The 17463-nt window shown below is 40.1% G+C and carries 12 protein-coding genes, 13 tRNA genes and 2 pseudogenes; 25 read left to right on the top strand and 2 right to left on the bottom strand.

All coding sequences use genetic code 11. From position 1 onward, the window contains the following. Nucleotides 1-94 precede the first annotated feature (94 nt). From TR08_RS12790 to TR08_RS12730, 13 genes are all read left to right on the top strand, one after another. Nucleotides 95-170: transfer RNA gene (locus TR08_RS12790), tRNA-Ala, on the top strand. 18 nt (nt 171-188) lie between these two features. After that, nucleotides 189-265 (top strand) — tRNA-Met (locus tag TR08_RS12785). A gap of 7 nt (nt 266-272) precedes the next feature. Beyond that, nucleotides 273-348, top strand: a tRNA-Ile gene (locus tag TR08_RS12780). 17 nt (nt 349-365) lie between these two features. Beyond that, nucleotides 366-458 (top strand) — tRNA-Ser (locus TR08_RS12775). 35 nt (nt 459-493) lie between these two features. Then, nucleotides 494-567: transfer RNA gene (locus TR08_RS12770), tRNA-Met, on the top strand. A 3-nt stretch (nt 568-570) separates the two neighbouring features. Then, a tRNA-Asp gene (locus TR08_RS12765) sits at nt 571-647 on the top strand. Nucleotides 648-698: 51 nt separating this feature from the next. Beyond that, nucleotides 699-771: transfer RNA gene (locus tag TR08_RS12760), tRNA-Phe, on the top strand. A gap of 34 nt (nt 772-805) precedes the next feature. Next, nucleotides 806-890: transfer RNA gene (locus TR08_RS12755), tRNA-Tyr, on the top strand. 5 nt (nt 891-895) lie between these two features. Continuing rightward, nucleotides 896-968: transfer RNA gene (locus TR08_RS12750), tRNA-His, on the top strand. Between the two features lie 41 nt (nt 969-1009). Continuing rightward, a tRNA-Cys gene (locus TR08_RS12745) sits at nt 1010-1083 on the top strand. An 11-nt stretch (nt 1084-1094) separates the two neighbouring features. Next, nucleotides 1095-1168, top strand: a tRNA-Gly gene (locus tag TR08_RS12740). A 5-nt stretch (nt 1169-1173) separates the two neighbouring features. Then, nucleotides 1174-1247 (top strand) — tRNA-Ile (locus TR08_RS12735). A 161-nt stretch (nt 1248-1408) separates the two neighbouring features. Beyond that, nucleotides 1409-1483 (top strand) — tRNA-Asn (locus TR08_RS12730). 242 nt (nt 1484-1725) lie between these two features. Here TR08_RS12730 and TR08_RS31945 read toward each other — a convergent pair. Beyond that, complete coding sequence (locus TR08_RS31945) at nt 1726-1887, bottom strand: BCCT family transporter (RefSeq protein WP_370576296.1); 162 nt, start codon at nt 1885-1887, stop codon at nt 1726-1728. A gap of 148 nt (nt 1888-2035) precedes the next feature. On the opposite strand from TR08_RS31945, the pseudogene TR08_RS30990 reads away from it, so the two are divergent. The 4 genes and pseudogenes from TR08_RS30990 to TR08_RS12715 all read left to right on the top strand — a co-directional run. After that, nucleotides 2036-2212: pseudogene (locus TR08_RS30990) on the top strand (transporter substrate-binding domain-containing protein); the annotation flags it as partial. A 61-nt stretch (nt 2213-2273) separates the two neighbouring features. Next, nucleotides 2274-2918: an amino acid ABC transporter permease gene (locus TR08_RS12725; RefSeq protein WP_045518551.1), complete on the top strand. Its 645-nt coding sequence runs from the start codon at nt 2274-2276 to the stop codon at nt 2916-2918. After that, a pseudogene (locus TR08_RS12720) lies at nt 2915-3642 on the top strand (amino acid ABC transporter ATP-binding protein). Before TR08_RS12725 ends, TR08_RS12720 begins: the two are co-directional and overlap by 4 nt. A 134-nt stretch (nt 3643-3776) precedes the next feature. Further along, complete coding sequence (locus tag TR08_RS12715; protein WP_045518549.1) at nt 3777-5162, top strand: amino acid permease; 1386 nt, start codon at nt 3777-3779, stop codon at nt 5160-5162. A gap of 463 nt (nt 5163-5625) precedes the next feature. Here TR08_RS12715 and TR08_RS12705 read toward each other — a convergent pair whose 3' ends face one another. After that, complete coding sequence (locus TR08_RS12705) at nt 5626-6645, bottom strand: LacI family DNA-binding transcriptional regulator (RefSeq protein ID WP_045518545.1); 1020 nt, start codon at nt 6643-6645, stop codon at nt 5626-5628. Nucleotides 6646-7130: 485 nt separating this feature from the next. Here TR08_RS12705 and TR08_RS12700 point away from each other — a divergent pair, with 485 nt between their 5' ends. The 8 genes from TR08_RS12700 to TR08_RS12665 all read left to right on the top strand — a co-directional run bounded on the left by TR08_RS12700 (nt 7131) and on the right by TR08_RS12665 (nt 17410). Further along, on the top strand, nt 7131-8450 hold the full coding sequence (locus TR08_RS12700; protein ID WP_045518672.1) for an extracellular solute-binding protein: 1320 nt from the start codon (nt 7131-7133) through the stop codon (nt 8448-8450). Continuing rightward, the gene (locus TR08_RS12695; protein WP_045518543.1) at nt 8450-9328 is read left to right on the top strand and encodes a carbohydrate ABC transporter permease; all 879 of its coding nucleotides are present in this window, start codon (nt 8450-8452) and stop codon (nt 9326-9328) included. The genes TR08_RS12700 and TR08_RS12695 overlap by 1 nt, the downstream gene beginning before the upstream one ends. Nucleotides 9329-9380: 52 nt before the next feature. Beyond that, nucleotides 9381-10145: a carbohydrate ABC transporter permease gene (locus TR08_RS12690; protein ID WP_370576300.1), complete on the top strand. Its 765-nt coding sequence runs from the start codon at nt 9381-9383 to the stop codon at nt 10143-10145. Nucleotides 10146-10178: 33 nt separating this feature from the next. After that, the gene (locus tag TR08_RS12685) at nt 10179-11789 is read left to right on the top strand and encodes a glycoside hydrolase family 13 protein (RefSeq protein WP_045518539.1); all 1611 of its coding nucleotides are present in this window, start codon (nt 10179-10181) and stop codon (nt 11787-11789) included. Further along, on the top strand, nt 11773-12717 hold the full coding sequence (locus TR08_RS12680) for an MTP-1 family protein (protein WP_045518537.1): 945 nt from the start codon (nt 11773-11775) through the stop codon (nt 12715-12717). The genes TR08_RS12685 and TR08_RS12680 overlap by 17 nt, the downstream gene beginning before the upstream one ends. A 48-nt stretch (nt 12718-12765) precedes the next feature. Beyond that, complete coding sequence (locus TR08_RS12675; RefSeq protein WP_045518535.1) at nt 12766-13827, top strand: BtaManbiosPhlase; 1062 nt, start codon at nt 12766-12768, stop codon at nt 13825-13827. A 71-nt stretch (nt 13828-13898) separates the two neighbouring features. Further along, nucleotides 13899-16421, top strand: coding sequence for a beta-mannosidase (locus tag TR08_RS12670; protein WP_045518533.1), 2523 nt, complete (start codon nt 13899-13901; stop codon nt 16419-16421). Continuing rightward, the gene (locus TR08_RS12665; protein WP_045518531.1) at nt 16418-17410 is read left to right on the top strand and encodes a zinc-dependent alcohol dehydrogenase family protein; all 993 of its coding nucleotides are present in this window, start codon (nt 16418-16420) and stop codon (nt 17408-17410) included. The genes TR08_RS12670 and TR08_RS12665 overlap by 4 nt, the downstream gene beginning before the upstream one ends. Nucleotides 17411-17463 lie beyond the last annotated feature (53 nt).

Here is a 17463-nt window from a genome sequence, read left to right as displayed (position 1 = left end):
GAAGTAGCTCAGCTTGGTAGAGCACTTGGTTTGGGACCAAGGGGTCGCAGGTTCGAATCCTGTCTTCCCGACCATTCTTCTAAATTAACAAGATGGGGCCTTAGCTCAGCTGGGAGAGCGCCTGCTTTGCACGCAGGAGGTCAGCGGTTCGATCCCGCTAGGCTCCACCATAACTTAATTTTATATTTGGCGGTGTAGCTCAGCTGGCTAGAGCGTACGGTTCATACCCGTAAGGTCGGGGGTTCGATCCCCTCCGCCGCTACCAAATATGAGGACTTTAGCTCAGCTGGTTAGAGCAGACGGCTCATAACCGTCCGGTCGTAGGTTCGAGTCCTACAAGGTCCACCAGCAATTTTATATAATATGGAGGAATACCCAAGTCCGGCTGAAGGGATCGGTCTTGAAAACCGACAGGCGGGTTAAACCGCGCGGGGGTTCGAATCCCTCTTCCTCCGCCATATTATTACTTCAGCAAAATGTAAACTTTTATTGTCGCGGGGTGGAGCAGTCCGGTAGCTCGTCGGGCTCATAACCCGAAGGTCGCAGGTTCAAATCCTGTCCCCGCAATTCGGTCCGGTAGTTCAGTTGGTTAGAATGCCTGCCTGTCACGCAGGAGGTCGCGGGTTCGAGTCCCGTCCGGACCGCCATTTTTTATATCAGTAGTTTTTTAAAACTCTACTGTTGATATAGATTTGTATGGCTCAGTAGCTCAGTCGGTAGAGCAAAGGACTGAAAATCCTTGTGTCGGCGGTTCGATTCCGTCCTGAGCCATCATTAATATTAAAACTTTATTGGTCTTATATATGGAGGGGTAGCGAAGTGGCTAAACGCGGCGGACTGTAAATCCGCTCCCTCTGGGTTCGGCGGTTCGAATCCGTCCCCCTCCACCATCATGGCGGTTGTGGCGAAGTGGTTAACGCATCGGATTGTGGTTCCGACATTCGTGGGTTCGATTCCCATCAGCCGCCCTTTTTATGTTAGTAAATTGGGTCAACTCTGTAACAGTTTGGGCAGCATAGCCAAGTGGTAAGGCAGAGGTCTGCAAAACCTTTATCCCCGGTTCAAATCCGGGTGCTGCCTCCAAATTTTAATATGCGGGTGTAGTTTAGTGGTAAAACCTCAGCCTTCCAAGCTGATGTTGTGAGTTCGATTCTCATCACCCGCTCCAATTAAGGGCCTATAGCTCAGCTGGTTAGAGCGCACGCCTGATAAGCGTGAGGTCGATGGTTCGAGTCCATTTAGGCCCATCATAATCATATATTTTTTGTTCCGCAGTAGCTCAGTGGTAGAGACGAGCATAGCTTCATGAATATGCTACGAGTTGTACACACCGAGCGACTTCTTGCGTTACTTTCTGAGGTGGGGACACACGAAAGTAAAAAAGGATTAGGGAACAACATTATATTATTCCGCAGTAGCTCAGTGGTAGAGCTATCGGCTGTTAACCGATCGGTCGTAGGTTCGAGTCCTACCTGCGGAGCCATTTTTGAAGCTAATGGCGGTTAGCCTGATCGTTTTTAAAATAATTGATATTCATTAATACAACCATCTTTAAGAAAACAACCATTTTTTTAAAGGTGGTTTTTCTATGTCTAAATACCGCCTGGGTTTTTCACACAGTTTAACAAGACGTTATAAAGTAAAGAAGACGCTCATTGGAAGCGTCTTTTTGTACGACATTATCTTCATTTTTTAAGTACGGCTTAATTTACATTTAATGACCCTTTAGGAATGGTACTCGCTTCTATTATTTCCTCTTTGTACTTCGACTTCACTATTTAACCCTTTCACTAATGAGAAGCACATGATGACCATGATGATCGCATAAGGCAGGGCGGCTGCAATGGAAGCAGTTTGCAAAACGTTCAAACCGCCAACTAAAAGCAATACTCAATAAGATTATGGGCTTCATGAACCTTTCATGAGGTTCATTTTTGTGCGTTCCAAGAAATTTTGGGCTTCATGAAACGTTCATAAGTACCATTTTGGCGTGTTCCATAAGATTTTGGACTTCATGAACCTTTCATGAGGCTTTGCCCAGAAGGATCTTGGATTAAAAACTGTGGGAGATCGTTTAAATGGAGATCAATACGGAATTGCTGTATTGAAAGGGGAAAATCAGGATTTATTAGAAAAAATTAATAATGGACTTGCTGAGCTTAAAAAGGATGGAACGTATGATAAAATTCTAAAAACGTATCTTGGTGAATAAAATAATAGGATAAGGCGTGCTTAAAGCGAGCGCGTCTTCTTTTTGAAAGGGGATGAAAAAGGTGGATATTATTGTTTCTGCAGTGCCCGTATTATTAAAAGGGCTTCAAGTAACACTTTATATCTTTTTGATTGCCATACTACTAGGTTTTATTATAGGTTTAGTGATTGCCTTGCTGCGACTTGCGCCCCTTAAGATCTTAAACTGGATCGCAAAGGCTTATGTAGACGCGATTCGAGGAACGCCATTTATTGTGCAATTGTTCTTTATCTATTTTGGTATAAATTCACTCCAGGTAATTTCCTTAAACAGTACGACAGCTGGAATCATTACGGTTGCGATCAATGCAGGGGCCTATTTTGCTGAAATTATAAGGGCTGGTATTCAATCTATTGATAAGGGACAAACGGAAGCGGCAAGATCGATTGGCTTTACTGGTGCGCAAACGATGCGATATATCGTGCTTCCACAGGCTTTTAGAAGAATGCTCCCAACGATTACGAATCAATCGATCATTAGCTTGAAAGATACTTCGCTTTTATCGGTCATTGGTATTGCGGATCTAACACAGCAAGGACAGATTCAAGCTTCGGCAACATTTGAAGCTTTTAAGATTTGGCTGGCTGTCGGTGTCATTTACTTCATCATCATTTATTTGTTAACCATTCTTGCTAATTTCGTAGAGAGGAGGTTTCAACTTCGATGAGCATGATCACGGTAAAAAACTTGAGAAAATCATTTGGAGACCTAGAGGTATTAAAAGATATTAATGCAGAAGTGAAGGAAAAAGAAGTTATTTGTGTCATCGGTCCTTCTGGTTCAGGAAAGAGTACATTCCTAGGCTGCTTAAATCGCTTGGAAGAGATTTCTGGGGTCAAGTAGTCATTAATGGACATGATATAACGGACAAAAAAGTCGATCTTAACAAAGTTAGACAAGAGGTTGGGATGGTATTTCAGCAATTTAATCTATTCCCTCATAAAACGGTTTTAGAAAACATCACATTGGGACCTATTAAGATTCATTCTACAGAGAAAACAGCAGCGGAAAAATTAGCGCTTGAGTTACTAGATAAAGTAGGACTAAGAGAAAAAGCAAATAGCTACCCGGGAGAACAATCCGGAGGACAAAAGCAACGTGTTGCGATCGCCAGGGCACTAGCCATGAATCCTAAGATTATGCTTTTTGACGAGCCGACTTCTGCACTTGATCCTGAAATGGTCGGTGATGTTTTAGAGGTAATGAAACAGCTTGCTAAAGAGGGTATGACAATGGTTGTTGTTACCCATGAAATGGGCTTTGCTAGAGAAGTTGGAGACCGTGTTATTTTCATGGATGGCGGTTATATTGTTGAAGAAAATGAACCGAATGCGTTATTCGGCAACCCTAAGCATGAACGAACCAAAGCATTCTTAAGTAAGGTGCTATAGGTGCCTGTCACTCGTAGAGTGATAATTTTAGGCTACTAGGAATTGATTGAATAGCTTCCGTCGATTGTAAAAATCGACGTCTGACTCATCATAACAAAGGATTTATTACTATCTTAGATGGAGGAGGAAATGGAGTGGCAAACAAAGAATTGAACAGAGGCTTAGAATCACGTCATATTCAAATGATTGCTTTGGGCGGAACTATTGGCGTTGGTTTATTTATGGGTTCATCCAGTACGATTCAATGGACTGGCCCGTCTGTACTGCTTGCTTATCTAATCTCAGGAATTTTTATTTTTTTCATTATGCGGGCTATGGGAGAAATGTTGTATTTAGAGCCAAGCACAGGTTCCTTTGCTACATTTGGTTATAAGTATATCCATCCATTAGCAGGGTATTTGACCGCATGGAGTAACTGGTTCCAATGGGTTGTTGTTGGGATGGCTGAAATTATTGCAGTTGGGGCTTACATGCAGTATTGGTTCCCAGATCTTCCTGCTTGGATTCCAGGTTTCATCGCCATGTTGATTCTTGGAGCAGCAAACCTCATCTCGGTTAAATCATTTGGTGAATTTGAATTTTGGTTTTCACTGATTAAAGTCGTAACCATTGTATTAATGATCTTTGCGGGATTGGGTCTTATTTTCTTCGGAATTGGTAACGGCGGAGACGCCATCGGATTTTTAAACCTTTGGGAACAGGGCGGCTTCTTTGCAGGTGGATGGTCAGGGTTCTTCTTTGCTTTATCTCTTGTCGTTGCGGCTTATCAAGGGGTCGAACTCATTGGGATTACAGCAGGTGAAGCAAAGGATCCGAAAAAGACATTAACGAATGCCATTCAAAGTATTATTTGGCGTATTCTCATCTTCTATATTGGTGCAATTTTTGTCATTGTAACCGTGTATCCTTGGGATCAACTACAATCAGTTGGCAGCCCATTTGTGGCTACTTTTGCGAAGGTTGGTATTACAGCAGCAGCAGGAATAATAAACTTTGTTGTGATCACAGCCGCCATGTCTGGCTGTAATAGTGGTATTTATAGTGCAGGACGTATGCTTTATACATTAGGAGTAAATGGACAAGCACCTAAATTTTTTATGAAACTATCTCAAAATGGTGTGCCTTTATTCGGTACCATTGGTGTGCTAGTTGGTTTAGCTGTTGGCGTCATTTTAAGTTACATTGCGCCAGAAAATTTGTTTGTTTATGTATACAGTGCGAGTGTCCTTCCTGGTATGGTTCCTTGGTTTGTCATTTTGATCAGTCAAATTCGATTCAGAAAAGTAAAAGGAGCTGAGATGGACAAGCATCCATTTAAAATGCCTTTTGCACCTGTGACAAACTACTTAACGATTGCGTACTTAATGATGGTATTAGTCGGTATGTGGTTTAATGATGACACACGTATTTCGCTTATAGCAGGGATTGTGTTTCTAGGTTTAGTTGTCATTAGTTATTACGCTTTTGGAATAGGCAAGCGTGTACCAGTAGATGCTCAAACCGATAAGGAAGTCGCTTAATCATTAACTCTATAGAAAAATTATTAATGGGGACAATCAAAATATGTCCCTATTTTTTGTGGAATGTCATTTGATCGTTTTTATGAAATCTTGCAGAATAAAAGTGCCGATATTTATGTACATCAAATTCACCTCACCTCATTCATACGAGCAATGGAATCTAATTTTTGGTTATTTTTTACAAATTAAAGATAGTTCAACTACAATTCTTTGGGATGTACAAAAGGGTCAGCCCTCGCTATATATTAAGATAGCGGGGGCCGACTCCATGGTGGTTCAGAATCTTTCTCATACATGGGCATGGATAAGAAGTCATCCCCTTGAATAAGAGCGCTTTTTTTACCTTTCGTGAAAGTTCCTTTGTAAGGGTAGATTTACCCACCCCGCATGGTCCGGAAATCAGGTATATGGTTTGTTCTTGATTTTTATCCATCTTTACTTCATTCCCCACAGTCGTAAATAGTTAGCTTTTTCTCTCTGAAGTGGACTCTCTAATAATTAACTTGGTTGGGAGCAATATCTCCTGGATTGGTTCCTCTTTATTTTCCATTCGCCAACATAGCTGTTCTACTGCTTTTTTTGCGAAATAATTTAAATCGATATCCACGGTAGTAATTCTCGGAGTGGATATTTGTGATAATTGCCCATTATCAAAGCTGCATACAGAAACTTCTTCGGGTATTTTGATGCCTTTTTGCTGCAATACGGATGTTACAAGAAAACCGAGACCATCATTCACACAAAACCAAGCAGTAGGATGGGATTGAAGGTTATCCATATACTGTTTAATATTATTTTGGTTTTCCTGCGCATTGGCTACGATATAGTGTTCATTGGGTTTTATCCCATATTTTTTTAAAGCAAGCAAGTACCCTTCATATCTTTCTTGATAGCTTGGAGAAAAGTCGACATCCCCTGAAAAAGCGATATCATGATGTCCTAATTGAATTAAATGTTCTACCGCCCTAAATGCACCAAAACGATTATTCGTAAGGATGGAATCAGCCTCTAGATAAGGTTCATGGTGATCAATTAAAACCGTTGGGATACCTGTTTCAATCACTTTAGAAATATAGTCTGTACTAATATGAGATAAAATTAATATTCCATCAATTTCATGATTGGATAACAAGGAAGGAAGAGATAACTTCTCCTGTGCATTCTTATCAATTGATTCAATAAATAAATTCATGCCGCGAGCTCTTAATTCTTTTTCGACGCCTAAGTATATTTGTCCGAAAAAGCTTTTAAGTGAAAATGCAAATTCAGAAGCTATTAAGGCAATATTCCTGGTCATTTTTTTATCAGGTTGTTTTTGATTTCTACTATTTGAATAATCATAACCTAATTCATCCGCTGTTTTCTGGACAAGCTGCCTTGTCTCCTCGCTAACCCCAGGCTTCCCAGACAATGCTTGGGAAACAGAATTTTTTGAGATATTCAGTCGATCGGCGATGTCTTGCATCGTCACTTTCCTATTCATATAGAACCCTTCTCCTTTATCTATTTTCTTATATTTAATGTAATTAGATTTGTAAGGTTATCTTGTAATTCTATTGTAACGTTACAAAAAGGAAATTACAATAGTGACTTTAATCGTAATTTTTGATGATAATTATCTATCTCTACTAAAATAATGTTTGACATTCCTATTTTTAGGTGCAATAATTGTCGTTGTAAGGTAGTTATTTACATTACAAAACAATTATTTTGAAAGTTAGTAATGGTAATTGTCATGGGCGGGAATAAGGGATATAGATGTGTACCCTGATTTTTAGACTCTATACTACTATTATACTTTTGTTTGATTGACAATGATAGCGTTTCCACGTATAGGTGTGAAACGGTCATTAAATTTACAAACTTTAATAGAATAATTGTTTTAACATTACATTCATTTAAGGTATTTGCATTTCAATTATGAAGTTAGGTAACAATAATTAGAAATTGGAGGAATTTGGGATGAAAATGAAAAAAGTGGCATCAATCCTATTCGCAGCTTCTCTTACTGTCTCTGGTCTAGCTGCTTGCTCTACTGGTAATAAGGAACAAAGCAGCAGCACAGATAAAGATGGCGTAACAACGATTGAATTCTGGGCAGCTCCAAATCCAACACAGCAAGTATATTGGAAGGAAGTAGCGGAGGAGTTCACGAAGGAGAATCCTAAAATTAAAGTGAATGTCAGCCCGATGAAGGAAAGCCCTACATCTGAAGCAAGTATTCAATCAGCAATAGCGGGTGGAGGTGCACCTACTATTTCAGAAAATATAAACCGTGGATTTGCTGCTCAATTATCTGAGAGTAAAGCAATTGTAGCCTTAGATGAGTTAGACGGTTGGGACGAAGTAAAGAAAAACCGTAACATGGAGAATACCATGGAGGGCTGGGAATTTGCTGACGGTCACCAATATGTATTACCGATTTACTCAAATCCCATGCTATTTGGCTGGAGATTAGACGTTTTAAAAGAGCTTGGCTATAACGAACCGCCAAAAACGTATAGTGAAATGTTAGATGTAGCAGAAAAATTAAAAGCGAAATATCCTGATAAATATTTATGGGCAAAAGCAGACCTTGCTGATCCAACTGCTTGGAAAAGATGGTTTGACTTCTTCATGTTGTATGATGCAGCATCCAACGGTAACAAGTTTGTTGAAGGCACTAAATTCACAGCTGATCAAAAAGCCGGCGAACAGGTACTTGGCTTAATGGATGATTTACGTAAAGCGGATGCATTGTTAACAAGACAGTCAAAAGACCCATTTGAAAGTGGATTAGGTATTTTCGTGGATGTTGGTCCGTGGACAATTCCGTACTGGGAAGAGAAATTCCCAGAAATGAAGTTTAACGAAACGTTTACATTAGCAGCGCCGCCAGTTCCAGACGGCATGGATACTGAAAATGTTAAAACGTTTGCTGATACAAAAGGTTTAGTCATTTATGCCTCTGCAACAAAAGAACAACAAAAAGCAGCGATGGAATTTATTAATTGGGTGTATGCAAACCCAGAAAATGATGCGAAATGGCTTGAAAAAACAAGCTTGCCGCCTGCACGTGATGATTTAACTTCAAATGATGCGTTTAAAGCGTTCTTTGACAAAAACCCAGGATTACAACCATATGCAGCTGCCGTTCCAAATGGTATCCCGCCAATGGATAATTCAAAATACAATGATATTCAGACCTTTATTGGTCAACATGCTTTCAATCCAGTTGTAAAAGGTGAAAAGGATCCAAAAACTGGATGGAAGGACATGCAAAAGGCAATTGAGGGGGCTCTTAAATAATGAGCACAAAGCAAGGAAGGATGGGCTGGCTATTTGCCAGTCCTTATCTTATATATGCATTCGTTTTCTTTTTGATCCCACTTGTGTGGTCCCTGTTCTTATCTGTAACAGATTGGAATTTAATCTCACCAACTTTTAGTTTTGTTGGTATGGAAAATTATATGGAAGCATTCAAGAGTCCGGGTGTCCAAAGTGCCTTTTGGGTAACCTTTAAATTTATGGCTGTATTTGTACCAATGGTTGTCGCGTCTTCGATTATTGTTGCATTAATCGTTCAGGGCTTACCAAGATTCAAAGGGCTGTTTTTAATTGGCTTTTTTCTCCCTTACTTAGCGTCAGGGGTTGTTTCTTCGCTGATTGTAAAAGGGCTTTTATCGTATAACAGTCCTGTGAATGAATTCCTACGGAACTCATTGGGCTTAGATATTAACTGGCTTGGAAGTCCGTTTTCGGCGTTGTTTGTGGTCGCGGTGATTATCGCATGGAAATTTACTGGGTATTATGCGCTGATTTTAACATCAGGTTTTGAAAGCATTGGTACCGAAATATACGAAGCAGCAATGATTGATGGGGTAACTCCATGGCAGCGTTTTTGGAAAATTACTTTTCCACTTCTATACCCCGCATTATTTACTGTATTAATTTTATCCATAGGTGTGACGTTTGGTATTTTTACCGAGGTGTATCAATTGACAGGTGGAGGACCAAATTTTGCAACCAATACATGGCAAATGGAGATTTTCACAAGAGCCTTTTCCAATCTTCAAGCCGGTTATGCTTCAGCGGTTGCCATTATTGCTTCTGTAGTGACGTTTATTTCAATTTTTATCATTCGAAAACTCTTAGAAATGTGGGGGAAACGAAATGGGTGGAACTAAGAAAAAAGGATTATGGTTTCGTTACCTAATTGCGGTTGTTCTCTTACTGATTATGATTTTTCCTTATATTTATATGGTTCTTAATTCGTTTGCCGATTGGGATCAAGTAGATAAGAAACTATTTCCGACAGAGTACACCTTGCAGTCCTATCAATGGCTGTTAGGTGGAGGAGAAGCGGTGATTCCAAGACCTTGGATTAATGCCTTTTTTAACAGTTTTATTGTCTCAGGGGCTTCAACCCTCTTAATGATGGTAACAGCCATTATGGTTGCTTATGCACTTGCAAAGATGCCGTTCAAAGGTAGAGACACGATTAATAACTTTATTTTATTTCAAATGTTCTTTCCGGCAATCATTTTGTTAATTCCTACGTTTCTTGTTATTCAACGAATTGGAATGTATGACTCCTATTGGGGAATGATTTTGCCGAAGGCGATGAGTCTATGGGCTGTATTTATGTATACGAACTTCTTTAAAGCTATACCAGATACGTTTATTGAAGCAGCAAAACTAGACGGTGCGAGCGAGTTGCAAATCATGTACAAAATCGTGATGCCAATGTCTAAATCGATTACGACTGTTATATTTTTATTCTTGTTTATGGAAAGATGGACAGAGCTTTTATGGGATATGTTAGTGGCGAAGAGTGATAATATGCTGACGTTGAATGTCTTGTTATCACAAATGTTCGGACCATATGGCGGGTATCCAGGTCCGATGTACGCAGCATCTGTTTTATTAACACTTCCTATTATCATCATCTTCTTGCTGTTTGCGAAAAAGTTCCAAGAAGGTATGCAATTTACACTTAAGTAATAGAGGTTTTTGTGAGATTGGAGTTCAAACACAATGGTTAAATGGTGGAAACAATCGACTTTTTATGAAATCTATATGCCAAGCTTTAAAGATGGAAACGGTGACGGAATAGGGGACTTTGCTGGCATTACCTCAAAGCTCGACTTTTTAAAGGAATTGGGGATTGATGGACTGTGGCTTACCCCTTTTTATCCATCACCAAAGGTTGATAACGGCTATGATATTTCCGATTACTATGGAATTGATCCGGATTATGGAACGATGGCAGATTTCGAAGTTTTTATTCAAGAGGCCCATCGACGCGGTATCAAGGTGATAGCAGATTTAGTATTGAACCACACCTCTTCAAAGCACCATTGGTTCCAAGAATCAAAGTCATCAAAGGACCATCCGAAACGGGATTGGTATATATGGAAGGATGAGCCGAACAATTGGGAATCTTTCTTTGGTGGATCTGCTTGGGAATACGATGAAACCACCAACCAATATTATTACCATGCTTTTGCAAAGGAGCAGGTGGATTTAAATTGGGCAAACCCTGATGTAAAAGCAGCAATGTTAGATACCATGAAGTTTTGGCTGGAAAAAGGAGTCGATGGTTTCCGGCTTGATGTCATAAATTTTTTAAAGGTGAATGATTCGTTTCAAGACAACCCACTTGATGTGGAAAAGAATGAACAAAATCATTTATACGATAAAGACCAAGAAGGAATTTTAGCTGTCATTGAGGAAATCGCTGAATTTGTTCATCTGTATCCAGATAAATTCCTTGTTGGAGAGGTTGGTTCTGAGAACCTCGCGATACTAAAACAATATTCTGGGCTAAATAAATTAGATGTTGTCTTTAATTTTAATATTGGCAGCATTGAGACGTTTGATGTGGAAAAGCTCTATCAGCAATTAGCTGCAACGGAGAACGTTTATGATCAGGCACAAATCCCAACCTTGTTCTTTTCGAGTCATGATATGTCCCGACACTTTTCTAGATTTGGCGGTGATGAGGACCGAGCCAAATTAGTCGCAGCCTTCATGCTTACAGCGAAGGGTGTGCCGTTCATTTATCAAGGTGATGAGATTGGAATGAGAGATTGGGTGACTGATGATATTTCCAAAATGAAAGATGTACAAGGCATTACCCACTATCAACTGGCTTTACAAGCTGGCAAGTCATATAAGGAAGCGTTGGTCATAGCCAATGAAAAATCGCGGGATAAATCACGGACCCCGATGCAATGGACTGCTGATTCGAACGTCGGATTTTCAGAGAATCTGTCGTGGATTACGATTCCAGAGGATGCTTACAAAATTAATGTGGAAGCCCAGCAAAAAGATCCTGATTCCATGCTTTCTTTTTATAAAAAGCTGCTGAGGCTGCGAAAAAACCATTCTGCCCTCCTCGCAGGGGATTATGAATTCTTACGGTACGAAGATGACATGATCTATTTCGTCCGGAAGGATTGGGTTGAAAAAATAGTAGTAGCCTTGAATTTTTCTAATCAACCAAAAACGCTTGATATAGATCCGAATGTGGAATTGTTGCTCTCGACAAAGCGGAAGTCGCTTGAAAGTAACCATGTGATCACGATTATGGAGAATGAAGTTTTGATTCTAAAGGAGGTTAATGAAAATGGCTGTTTTAAATAAAGGGAATGTCAAAACATGTGAACATTTGTTGGAGGAATTTAATTCGAACGCTCAACCTGCCAACGCAGAAAAGATTGTTTTTACAGGCGTTGGTGAAAAAGATGTCTATAATATTAGCGCGCCGTTTGAGGATTCAGGGGAGCTTGTGATTGCAGGACGAGTGGAGTCTCGAGACAGTGAGCACTCCGATGTTTACTTCTTTGTCGAGAGAAATGGTGAGTGGGTGCCAAGAGAGAGTGCGCCTGTTCTTGAGTTACAAGACCCATTCTTTACTCGCATTGCAGGAGAGCTAGTCGTAGGCGGCGTTCAAATCTTCCCTCATCCAATTAATGCAGGTCAACTTGGCTGGAGAACGGTTTTTTATAAAGGTGAGTCCATTGCAGATCTACAGGAATTTGCAAAAGGTCCGGACGGTATGAAGGACCTTCGTCTCGTAGAGTTAAAGGACGGAAGTATTGGAGTATTGACAAGACCTCAAGGGGAAAAGGGCGGAAGAGGAAAGATCGGATGGACTCGAATATCTTCCTTAACTGAATTGACTCTTACTGTTATTGATGAAGCTCCTATACTAGAAAATCAGTTTATTGACCAGCAATGGGGTGGCGCGAACGAGCCGCACCTATTAGCAAATGGACTAGTTGGTGTCCTCGGCCATATCGCTTCCTTTGATGAAGAGGGAAGTCGTCATTATTATCCAATGGTATTTGCCCTTGATCCAGAAACGGGTGCATTTTCTGACATGAAGCTAATCTCTACAAGAAGTAATTTTCTTCCTGGTCCATCGAAAAGATCAGACTTAGAGGATGTTGTCTTTAGTGGCGGACTTGTTCGGAAACAGGATGGAACGGCTGACATTTATGCTGGGATTAGTGATGCCGAAGCACAGAAGATTTCCATCAGAGACCCTTTTTTACAATATGAACGGTAATGCAGAATCAACCAGAAAAGATACTTATTGCATAGAGGAGATTTGAAAATGAACATATATAGATATGAAGAGAACCCATTGGTTACTCCGATGGATATAACACCACATCGACCAGATTTTGAAGTGATTGGTGCATTTAATGCGGGGATTACAACGTATAACGATGAAATTATTATGCTCCTCCGTGTAGCTGAGCGCCCAATTAGTGAAGATCCTGCTATCGTCAAAGCACCGATTTACAATCCCGAAACTCGTGAGCTAGAGATTTTAGAATTAAATTTAGAGGACACTCAGTATGATTTTTCGGATCCACGTACCATTAAGAAAAGTGGAAATCCACATGGTTTTGTTTATTTAACCTCCCTATCCTACTTGCGGATTGCGCGAAGCAAAGATGGTCATCACTTCACGATTGATGAAAAACCGTTTGTTTATCCATCCAACGAGTTAGAGACCTTTGGGATTGAAGACCCGAGGATTACCAAAATAGAAGATACTTATTATATTTATTTTAGTGCTGTTTCACCGGTTGGTGTTGGAGAATCCATGGTTTCCACAAAAGACTTTGTGACAACCGAACATCACGGAATGATTTTTGCACCGGAAAACAAAGATGTATTGATTTTCCCTGAAAAAATAAATGGAAAATACTATGCCCTACATCGTCCTGTACCTAAAAGTGTCGGAGAGCCAGAGATTTGGATTGCAGAATCTACAAACCTCTTACATTGGGGAAACCACAAGCATTTACTAGGTTTACGTGAAGGTATGTGGGATAGCGCACGCATGGGCGGGGGAGCCGTTCCTTTTAAAACAGAGAATGGCTGGCTTGAGCTGTACCATGGTGCGACTTCGGATCACCGCTATTGTATGGGTGCTGTGTTACTTGACTTGGAAGATCCAACAAAGGTCATTGCCCGCTCCAACCAGCCAATTATCGAACCTGAAGCAAATTATGAAGTGGAAGGATTCTTTGGAAATGTCGTATTTTCATGTGGTGCTGTTGTTGAAGGCGATGTTGTTAAAATGTACTACGGTGTTGCTGATACATCAATGGCTTGTGCCGAATTCAGCTTACAAGAAATCCTTGATTCATTGACTTATCTCTAATAGCTAAAAAAGTGCCAAAATCGCTCTATTGATTTTGGCCTTTTTAACATAACTTTGGCAGGTGACCTTTTGTGAAGATTCATGATAATTGGAAAATAAAACATTTTGATGTTGGGGCCGCACGTAATCTTGAGGTTGCTTCTCCTGAATATATTGATTATTTCTGGATGACGGCATCTGTTCCGGGTGATGTGCATACCACCTTAATAGACAGAAAATTAATTGAAGATCCCTTTTACGGACACAATGATTTGAAATGCCAGTGGGTTGAAGAGAAGGTATGGTGGTACCGAAACACCTTTGAGTTCCATGATGAAATGACGAAAGACGACCGATATGAGTTGATCTTTGAGGGACTTGATACGTTTGCGACTGTTTATTTGAACGGTGTTGAACTTGGTTCAACAGAGAATATGTTTATCAGTCATACTTTTGAAGTGGCAAGAGAACTTAAAAAAGGGAAAAATGTTTTAGCCGTAAGATTTGATCCCGTTCATGTTCATGTAAAAGACAAGGTGCAATATTATTGGTCTGGTTTTAGTAAAAAGCGGATTTGGACACGAAAAGCGCAAAGTCATTATGGTTGGGACTGGGGTCCACGTTTAGTTGCTGCAGGGATCTGGAAGGATGTTTTTTTACAGAAAAGGACCTTTGCCAAAATCGATCATGTATTTGCTAAAACAAAATCGATTGTACCCGATAAAGCGATCGTTGAAGTGGAAATAGACGTTGATTCATTTAGAAAAGAAATAGATTATGAGATTCTTGTAAACCTTTCACATGGAGATGAAAGTTTTTCCTCTAAGGTAAAAGTAGTCGGTAAAAAAGCCACAGTCGTTTTGGAAGTAAGTAATCCTAAATTATGGTGGACTCATGATCTAGGAACACCAAACCTCTATCAGTTAACGGTGGAATTGTTTGCTGATAATGTGCAATTAGATAAGCAACAGGAAGACTTTGGAATTAGAAGCATTGAAGTCCTTCGGAAGGACGAAACAGGAAATCATTGTTTTACTTTTGTTTTAAATGGAAAAAAAATTTTTGCAAAAGGCGCGAATTGGATCCCGATTGATAGTTTCATTGGAGCTGTTCCAGATTCACGTTACCAGCACTTAATCAAAATGTCTAAAGATGCGAATATGAATATGCTTCGTGTATGGGGCGGCGGTATTTATGAAAAAGAAGTCTTTTACAATGAGTGCAATCGTCTTGGTCTATTAGTCTGGCAAGATTTTATGTTTTCGTGCGCTCTTTACCCCGATTACAATAAAAACTTTATGGCCAATGTTAAAGAGGAAATTATACATGTCGTGAAACGGCTACGTAATCATCCTTGTTTGGCTCTTTGGTGTGGAAACAATGAGAATGATTGGCTGTATGAGGCATTGCACTCATCAGGTGATATCAATCATCCATTTTACGGAGAGAAAATCTATCATGAATTAATGCCAGAATTACTAGAAGAACTTGACCCAACTCGCTTGTTTTGGCCAAGCTCTCCATTTGGAGGAAATGACCATAACTCAAGAGAGGAGGGTGACACACATAATTGGCAAGTGTGGCACGGAAATATTGAGCCTAGAACGTTTGGTGAGCCGCAGACGGTTAATTACAGTGTAGAAGGCCTATCGTTTAAAAATTTTAAACATGATACCACAAAATTTGCGAGTGAATTTGGTATGCATGCTTCGTCCAATCGCTATACGTTAGAACGAAATATTCCCAAGGACCAATTTTTCTGGGGAAGCGAAGAAATGGCGTACCGCAATAAAGATATCCATCATCCAAAAGGAATTTTACTAATGGAAGGCTATACAGGAGTTCCCAAGGATTTAGATGAATACATTGCTTTTTCAATGTTAACACAAGCAGAAGGATTGAAGTATGGAATTGAGCATTATCGACGCAATAAACCAGATACGAGTGGCGCTTTATTTTGGCAGTTAAATGACTGCTGGCCGGGAACGAGCTGGTCGGTGATCGATTATTATTTATTGCCAAAGGCTTCTTATCATTATGCAAGAAAGTTCTACAGTCCGGTTCTACTAACAATTGATCATGAACCAGATCAAGAGATAAAGGTTTGGGTTGTAAATGACCGGTTAGTAGCGTACGAGGATGAAATTGAACTGGCTGTTTATCAAACCAATGGCGAAAAGGTATTCTCAAAGCATTGGATGGTTTCAATCGAACCAAATATATCTAAGCAAGTGTCCGTTGTTTTAGAACAAGAAGCGCTTAGCGGACTGCTTCCAGAAGAGGCTGTTATGGTCATCCGCTCAAAAAATAATAAAACCGAAGAAAACTTCTATTATTTCCGTGATCAAAAGGAAGTTCGATTTGAAAAATCTGAAATAACGGTTTCGGTGGACCATGAGAATAATGAATTGACACTTTCCACGAATGTGCTCGCCCGAATGGTGACAATTGAAATGGAAATGGAACAGCTTTTGATTGAGGATAATTTCTTTGACTTATTGCCAAATGGGAAGAGAACGATTAAGGTACATCAAGCAGAAGGTAAAAAAATTCCTTGGGATACATTGAGAGTTAAGGCCATTAATAGTGTGAAAACAAAGGGGTTATTAGGATGAAAGCAGCCGTTTTACAAGGGACAAAGCAAATGAAGGTAATGGAGTGGTCCTATCAATCTCCGTCAGCAAAGGAAGTAAGTGTAAAGGTGAAAAGCTGTGGTATTTGCGGAACCGATCAACATATTTACCATGGTCATCCCGGTTCCGCTGAAGTCCAGCCACCGATTGTTCTTGGTCATGAATTAGCGGGGGATATATTGGAAGTCGGTGCCGAAGTATCGTCCTTCAAAAAAGGAGATCGTGTTTCGATTGATCCAAACATTTATTGCGGGACTTGTGAGTATTGCCGCAGCAATCGGGCTCATTTATGTAGCCATCTTCAGGCAGTAGGGGTAACAAGAGATGGAGGTATGGGTGAGTTTTGTGTGGTGCCGGAAGCCAATTGTTACAAGATCCCAGATCAAATGAGCTTTGAAGAGGCAGCACTTGTCGAGCCTTTGGGTTGTGTTTTACATGGTTTTAAGAAGGTCCAACTTTCATCCTTAAGCAAGGTCCTCATTATTGGCGGCGGTTTTATTGGACAATTGTTTTTACAACTGGTCAAACAACAAAATGTAAAGTCGATCACAGTTAGTGAACCTGCAGATAACAAAAGAGAGCTTCTCTATAGGTTAGGTGCGGATGAAGTGATTCATCCATCGAAGGCTATTAATCTAGTAGTGGATGTTGTGATTGAATGTGTAGGGAGAGCGGAGAGTATGGAATTAGCGATTAAATCAGCCGCAAAGGGCGGCCAGGTTTTACTCTTTGGAGTCGCGGCTCCTGAAACAGTTATCTCTGTTTCACCGTTTGAAATTTTTTCAAAGGAACTAACAATAAAGGGGTCATTTGTGAATCCGTTTACGCACGAAGAAGCTATTTCACTCATTGATAAAAAAGTGGTTGATGTTAAATCGCTAATTTCTCATCGTTTTACAATGGATGAGCTACCAAAGGCGATGGCTAGCTTTCCGAAACTTAATGTTTCAAAAGCGATTATTAATCACTAGTTGCAGGAGGGGGCAGCCTTTAGCCAACTCAGCTTTAAAAGGAGAACAACAGA

This window comes from Neobacillus niacini (genome assembly GCF_000759675.1).
Taxonomy (GTDB): domain Bacteria; phylum Bacillota; class Bacilli; order Bacillales; family Cytobacillaceae; genus Neobacillus; species Neobacillus niacini_A.
Note: the sequence above shows the minus strand (reverse complement) of the source record. Positions and strands in the feature narration are given on the sequence as shown.

Excerpts from the sequence above, each read along its gene's own strand:
- TR08_RS12705 (WP_045518545.1), bottom strand. The coding sequence starts at position 6,645 with ATGAATAGGAAAGTGACGATGCAAGACATCGCCGATCGACTGAATATC.
- TR08_RS12680 (WP_045518537.1), top strand. The coding sequence starts at position 11,773 with ATGGCTGTTTTAAATAAAGGGAATGTCAAAACATGTGAACATTTGTTG.
- TR08_RS12690 (WP_370576300.1), top strand. The coding sequence starts at position 9,381 with ATGATTTTTCCTTATATTTATATGGTTCTTAATTCGTTTGCCGATTGG.
- TR08_RS12675 (WP_045518535.1), top strand. The coding sequence starts at position 12,766 with ATGAACATATATAGATATGAAGAGAACCCATTGGTTACTCCGATGGAT.
- TR08_RS12695 (WP_045518543.1), top strand. The coding sequence starts at position 8,450 with ATGAGCACAAAGCAAGGAAGGATGGGCTGGCTATTTGCCAGTCCTTAT.
- TR08_RS12700 (WP_045518672.1), top strand. The coding sequence starts at position 7,131 with ATGAAAAAAGTGGCATCAATCCTATTCGCAGCTTCTCTTACTGTCTCT.
- TR08_RS12665 (WP_045518531.1), top strand. The coding sequence starts at position 16,418 with ATGAAAGCAGCCGTTTTACAAGGGACAAAGCAAATGAAGGTAATGGAG.
- TR08_RS12685 (WP_045518539.1), top strand. The coding sequence starts at position 10,179 with ATGGTTAAATGGTGGAAACAATCGACTTTTTATGAAATCTATATGCCA.